This is a genomic window from Streptomyces rhizosphaerihabitans (genome assembly GCF_025399795.1).
Taxonomy (GTDB): domain Bacteria; phylum Actinomycetota; class Actinomycetes; order Streptomycetales; family Streptomycetaceae; genus Streptomyces; species Streptomyces rhizosphaerihabitans.
In genome coordinates this window covers 1-1,221 of record NZ_JAODTZ010000150.1, presented here as the reverse complement: position 1 = coordinate 1,221, position 1,221 = coordinate 1, and the positions used below count along the sequence as shown (strand labels likewise).

1 protein-coding gene is annotated in these 1,221 nt (G+C 64.5%); it reads right to left on the bottom strand.

What is annotated here, in order from left to right; genetic code table 11:
- Nucleotides 1–198 precede the first annotated feature (198 nt).
- Nucleotides 199–669 carry a hypothetical protein gene (locus N4G66_RS45130; protein ID WP_261710145.1) on the bottom strand — a complete coding sequence of 157 codons (471 nt, stop codon included), beginning with the start codon at nucleotides 667–669 and terminating at the stop codon, nucleotides 199–201.
- Between the last annotated feature and the right edge of the window lie 552 nt (nucleotides 670–1,221).

Here is a 1,221-nt window from a genome sequence, read left to right as displayed (position 1 = left end):
GTGACAACACCAGCCGCAGCGGGCCCGGATCGAACTCCTAAAGCGGGTGTCGCAGATTCGAATCCTGCGGGGGTGGCACAGACGACAGGGCCGCTTAAGAGGTCTCCCCCTTCGGCTGCTGACCCCTCGTCGTGTCGCCATCTGCGGACGGCTCTGTTCTTGGTGGGTCTCGGTCAAGAGACTTCACTGCGAAGGTGTTCAGCGCAGCGATCGACGCTCATCCACACGGCGTGGTGGGACTCCCAGGAACGCGCCGGGCTCCGTGGAACCGTAGAAGATGTTGAACGTCTCCAGCCGGTAGGACCATTCACCACCACAACCCCCGACGAACCGGTAGTTGATCTGCCACTGCAGCCACTGACCGGGAGCCAGACGAACGGCAGGCGGGCGTCGGTTGCGTCGAGGCATGCCGAACATGGTCACCTCTGGTGGATCCACGCGCAGCAACCCGTCTCTCTCGCGAAGGACTGTCCCGGGATGCAGCAGATCCCGCACCTGCATGCGAGGCACGAAGGATTCGGACTCCCACATGGAGACCTCGTACAGAGCAGAACTCAACCCCGAGGGCAACAAGAAGGCCGTGGGGGCGGCATTCCTCCGGGTAGCTTCAGCACCGCCGCGCGACTTCTTGGTCCACGACGTAAGCACCCGCTGAACGACAGCTTCCATAGGCTCGATCATCGGGCAGGACATCCCGCCGCGGCCACAGGGGTACCTGCCCTGCCAGAACCGTCGCCTGCAGGGCGAGCGGAGGGTCTGGCGCTTGCTGCGTGTCTAACTGCGTGACAACGGCGACGAACAGCAGCGGACGATCGCAGACGCCAACGGACGATCGCCGCAGGTGATGGCCACACCAGCCCAAGGCAGAGCACCCGTCCAAGTTGCTTCGGGACGAAGAGGTCGGGTTGCAATTCGACGCAGCTCTACAGTCGCGTTCCGTTAGGGTGCGCCACGTGATCAGCGATGTCCCAGCCTGTCCTGAGTGCAGCCAGCCGATGAGGTCTGGTGGCCTCGTGCTCTCCAGGCGCGAGGACGACGGCCGGCGGACCTGCCGATCCCTGTGGCGGTGCGCCAGTCGGCACGTCTGGTGGAACTGGGCGGATCGGCCGGACGATCCCTTGGAGATCTGCCCCGTGCCGGAGTTGTTCCGCTGACATCCAGCGCTGACATCAACGACCACGCACAGCCGCAGCCTTGGACGGTTGCAGATGGCTCCCTGCG

Bases quoted from the DNA above. Each gene is read 5' to 3' on its own strand.
- N4G66_RS45130 (WP_261710145.1), bottom strand. From the start codon at position 669: ATGGAAGCTGTCGTTCAGCGGGTGCTTACGTCGTGGACCAAGAAGTCG.